Source organism: Micromonospora lacuserhaii, from assembly GCF_036902735.1.
Classification (GTDB): domain Bacteria; phylum Actinomycetota; class Actinomycetes; order Mycobacteriales; family Micromonosporaceae; genus Micromonospora.
This window is the reverse complement of the sequence record NZ_JBAKHO010000112.1, coordinates 1-4,235: the sequence shown is the minus strand read 5'-3', so window position 1 is coordinate 4,235 and position 4,235 is coordinate 1. Positions and strand designations below refer to the sequence as shown.

The window sequence follows — 4,235 nt, the reverse complement described above, 5'->3', positions numbered from 1 at the left end:
CGGCCCGGCGGCGGTGGCGCGGTCCAGCCCGCACGGGCCGCGCCGGAGAGCTCGTCCAACCGCGCCGCCGCCTCCCGGTCGGCCGCGTCGGCCAGCGCCAGCGCGTCGCGCAGCGCGGCGGCCACCTGCGCCACCGCCGCCTGACCGCCCACGCCAACCGGGCCCACGCCAACCGGGCCTACGCCAACCGGACCTACGCCGACCGGACCTACGCCGACCGGACCCACGCCGGCGCCCGGAACGGCCCCCGCCTCCGGTCCGCGCCACACCGGCGGCTGAACCGCAGGCAGGGGGCCCGGCCGCACCCCGCCGTCCCGGTCGATCAGCACCCCGCTCCGCTCGGCCAGCGCCACCGCGTCGGCCAGCCGTCCCTTCGCCGCCCGCAGCCGGACGGCGAACTCGGCGAGCACCTGATCCGCCTCGACCAGGGCCGGCAGCACCCCGGTCAGCTCGCCCCGGAGCGTGTCGAGCCGCCCGTCGGCCGCCGCGGCGGCCCCGCCCGACCAGCCGGCGCGCAGGGTGGTCGCCCCGATCCGCAGTGCCGCGCGCCGCCCGGTGACCGGAGCGGTCAGCCCGCGCCAGGCCGCCCCGGCCTCGCTCCACCCGGCCGGGGCGGCGCCCCAGAGCCGCGCGTAGCCGGTCACCGGGGCAGGCCGGCGAGCCGACCGGCCGCCCGGTCGTCCACCGCCTCGTATTCGTCGGCGGCGGCGCGCAGGGCGGCGGCGGTCTCCGCCACCCGGGCGCCGAGCGCACCCAGCCAGGCGTGCGCCGCCGACTCCCAGCGGACCAGGGCGGTGCCGGCCCGCCACTGCGGCGCCGCCACCACCAGCCCCGGCACGTCGGCGAAACCGTGCGCCAGCCCGTACGCCTCGGCGGCGAGCCGGCCCGCCACCTGGCGCAGCACCTCCGGGTCCACCCGCACCCGCTCCTCGGTCATGCCCGCGCCTCCTCCGCCCCGTGACCCGACCCGGCCGACGCTAGGCGGCCCACCGGGCGTCCGGTCGGCCCTGTGGACGGCGGGCGGTGGTCGTACCCCCCGGTTTTCCACAGGCGTTGCCCACGGCGTCCCCGGTGGCTAATCTGCCGCCCGGCCCGCCGGTAGGGTGGGTTGGTGATCGTCGCGGTCGGTATCGACGTCGTGCTGGTGGAGCGGTTCGCCCGGGCCCTGGCCCGGACGCCGCTGCTCGCCGACCGGCTCTTCACCGAGTCGGAGCGGTACACCCGCTCCGGCAACCCGCGCTCGCCGGAGTCCCTCGCGGCCCGGTTCGCGGCCAAGGAGGCGGTGGCCAAGGCGCTCGGCGCGCCGGCCGGGCTGAGCTGGCACGACTGCGAGATCGTGCCCGACCCGGACGGGCGTCCCTGGCTCACGGTCTCCGGCACGGTCGCCGACGCGGCCACCGAGCGCGGGGTCAACCGCTGGCATCTCTCGCTGTCCCACGACGGCGGGATCGCCTCGGCGATGGTGGTGGCGGAGCGGTGATCTCACCGGGCGGGCCGGCCGGTCCGCCCGTACGGGTGACGGATGGGACTCGGGTGGCATGAAACCGGTGTGGCGGGTCGCGGACGTACGCGCGGCGGAGGCCGGCCTGATGGCCACCCTTCCGCCCGGAACGCTGATGAAGCGGGCCGCCGCCGGGCTGGCCCGGCGCTGCGCGCTGCTGCTCGCCGACCGGGGCGGGGTGTACGGCGCCCGGGTGCTGCTGCTGGTCGGCACCGGTGACAACGGCGGTGACGCCCTCTACGCCGGCGCCCTGCTGGCTGGCCGGGGGGCCGCCGTGTCGGCCCTGCCGCTCACTCCGGGCCGGGCGCACGCCGAGGGGCTGGCGGCGCTGCGGGCCGCCGGGGGGCGGCTGGTCGACGCGCCGCCGGCCACGGTCGACCTGGTGCTCGACGGCATCGTCGGGATCGGCGGTACGGGTGGGCTGCGGGAGGCCGCCGACCGGCTCGCCGATCGGCTGCCCGAGCTGACCGGCCGCAACGGCGACCGGGCGACGGTGGTGGCGGTGGACGTGCCGAGCGGGGTGGCGGTGGACACCGGCGGGGTGCCGCTGTCCGCGTCGGGCCGGCCCGTCGCGGTCCGCGCCGACGTGACGGTGGCCTTCGGCGCGTTGAAGCCGGGGCTGGTGGTCGGCCCGGCCGCCCCGCTGGCCGGGCACGTCGAGCTGGTCGACATCGGGCTCGGCCCGTGGCTGCGCGGCACCCCGGCGTTGCGGGTGACCGAGTGGTCGGACGTGGTCGAGTGGTGGCCGAAACTGGGCCCGGCCTCGGAGAAGTACAGCCGGGGAGTGGTCGGGGTGGCCACCGGTTCGGCGACCTACCCGGGCGCGGCGGTGCTCTCGGTGGGTGGCGCGCTCGCCGGCCCGACCGGCATGGTCCGGTACGCCGGGAGCGCCCGCGAGGAGGTCGTCCGACGCCACCCCTCGGTGATCGCCACCGGCCGGGTCGCCGACGCCGGCCGGGTGCAGGCCTGGGTCTGCGGCTCGGGGCTGGGCACCGGCGAGGAGGCCGCCGCCGAGCTGCGCGCGGTGCTCGCCGCCCCGGTCCCGGTGGTGCTGGACGCGGACGCGCTGACCCTGCTGGTGGACGGTTCGCTCGCCGACCGGCTGCGCGGTCGGGACGCGCCGATAGTGGTCACCCCGCACGATCGGGAGTTCAGCCGGCTCTGCGGGGAGGAACCGGGCGGGGACCGGGTCTCCGCGGTGCTGCGGCTGGCCGCCTGGATGAACGCGACGGTGCTGCTCAAGGGGGACCGGACGATCATCGGTACGCCGGACGGCCGGGCGTACGTGAATCCGACCGGCAGCCCCGCGCTGGCCACCGGGGGCACCGGGGACGTGCTGGCCGGGCTGCTCGGTTCGCTGCTGGCCACCGGGCTGGCCCCGGAACGGGCGGCGGCGACCGCGGCGTACCTGCACGGCCTGGCCGGGCGGGAGGCGGCCCGGCTCGGCCCGGTGACCGCGCCGGACGTGGCGGACGCGCTGCGCCCGGTGATCGCGCCGCTGGTCGACTGAGACCCGGACCGCCCTGGGGTGATCACCGGGGCAAGTAGGCTGGGTTCATGTGGCAGGCCGAGGTGCGCGTCGATCTCGACGCGATCCGTGACAACGTGGCCCGGCTCCGGGCGGGCACCAGCGCCGAGCTGATGGCGGTGGTGAAGGGCGACGGGTACGGCCACGGCATGGTCCCGTCGGCCAACGCCGCGCTGGACGCCGGGGCGGACTGGCTCGGGGTGTGCACGCTCGACGAGGCGCTGACCCTGCGCCGGGCGGGGATCACCGCGCCGGTGCTGGCCTGGCTGCTGTCGCCGGGGCTGCCGCTGCACGAGGGGGTCGCGGCGGGGGTCGACCTGGCCGCCGCCAGCCTGCCCCAGTTGGACGAGATGATCGAGGCGAGCCGGCGCGCGGACCGCCCGGCCCAGCTCCACCTCAAGATCGACACCGGGTTGTCGCGCGGTGGCGCCACCGTCGCCGACTGGCCGAACCTGCTGGAGGCCGCCGCGAAGGCCCAGGCCGAGGGGCTGGTCGAGGTGGTCGGCGTGTGGAGCCACTTCGTGTACGCGGACCTGCCCGGCCACCCCACCACGGACCGCCAGCTCGCGATCTTCCACGAGGGGCTGGCCATGGTCGAGCGGGCCGGGCTGCGCCCGCGGCACCGGCACCTGGCCAACTCGGCGGCCACGCTGACCCGCCCGGACACCCACTTCGACCTGGTCCGGCCGGGGATCGCGATCTACGGTCTCTCCCCGGTGGCTGGCGACACCTTCGGGCTGCGCCCGGCGATGACCGCCCGGGCCCGGGTGATGCTCGCCAAGCGGGTCCCGGAGGGCACCGGCGTCTCCTACGGCCACACGTACACCACCGAGCGGGAGGCGAACCTGGCCGTGGTGCCGCTCGGCTACGCCGACGGGGTGCCCCGGCACGCCTCCAACGTCGGCCCGGTGCGGCTGGCCGGCAAGCGGCGCACCATCTCCGGCCGGGTCTGCATGGACCAGTTCGTGCTCGACTGCGGCGACGACCCGGTGGCCGCCGGCGACGTGGCCACCCTCTTCGGCAGCGGCGCGGACGGCGAGCCCACCGCCGACGACTGGGCGGACGCGGTCGGCACCATCAACTACGAGATCGTCACCCGGTTCGGCAGCAGCCGGGTGCCCCGGGTCTACGACGGAGACAGGTCGTGAGCGCGAGGAGTGAGCCGGGGTTGCGAGCCCCGCAGTCGCGAACCGAGGTGGCACCGTG

At 77.7% G+C, this 4,235-nt stretch carries 4 protein-coding genes and 1 pseudogene; 3 read left to right on the top strand and 2 right to left on the bottom strand.

The genetic code is table 11. From position 1 onward, the window contains the following. Both V6U81_RS28900 and V6U81_RS28895 read right to left on the bottom strand, forming a co-directional pair. Positions 1-644 (bottom strand): annotated as a pseudogene (locus V6U81_RS28900) (alpha/beta hydrolase); the annotation flags it as partial. Then, positions 641-937: a type VII secretion target gene (locus tag V6U81_RS28895; protein ID WP_334494197.1), complete on the bottom strand. Its 297-nt coding sequence runs from the start codon at positions 935-937 to the stop codon at positions 641-643. The pseudogene V6U81_RS28900 and the gene V6U81_RS28895, both read right to left, overlap by 4 nt. A gap of 174 nt (positions 938-1,111) precedes the next feature. Here V6U81_RS28895 and V6U81_RS28890 point away from each other — a divergent pair, with 174 nt between their 5' ends. Genes V6U81_RS28890 through alr form a run of 3 tightly spaced genes read left to right on the top strand, consistent with a single transcriptional unit; the run spans position 1,112 to position 4,177 of the window. Next, entirely contained in the window at positions 1,112-1,480 is a 369-nt protein-coding gene (locus V6U81_RS28890) for a holo-ACP synthase (RefSeq protein WP_334494195.1), read from the top strand. Between the two features lie 58 nt (positions 1,481-1,538). Further along, complete coding sequence (locus tag V6U81_RS28885) at positions 1,539-3,011, top strand: NAD(P)H-hydrate dehydratase (protein ID WP_334494194.1); 1,473 nt, start codon at positions 1,539-1,541, stop codon at positions 3,009-3,011. A 47-nt stretch (positions 3,012-3,058) separates the two neighbouring features. After that, entirely contained in the window at positions 3,059-4,177 is a 1,119-nt protein-coding gene (alr, locus tag V6U81_RS28880; protein WP_334494192.1) for an alanine racemase, read from the top strand. Positions 4,178-4,235: the final 58 nt, after the last annotated feature.

Bases quoted from the DNA above. Each gene is read 5' to 3' on its own strand.
- V6U81_RS28895 (WP_334494197.1), bottom strand. From the start codon at position 937: ATGACCGAGGAGCGGGTGCGGGTGGACCCGGAGGTGCTGCGCCAGGTG.
- V6U81_RS28885 (WP_334494194.1), top strand. From the start codon at position 1,539: ATGAAACCGGTGTGGCGGGTCGCGGACGTACGCGCGGCGGAGGCCGGC.
- alr (WP_334494192.1), top strand. From the start codon at position 3,059: ATGTGGCAGGCCGAGGTGCGCGTCGATCTCGACGCGATCCGTGACAAC.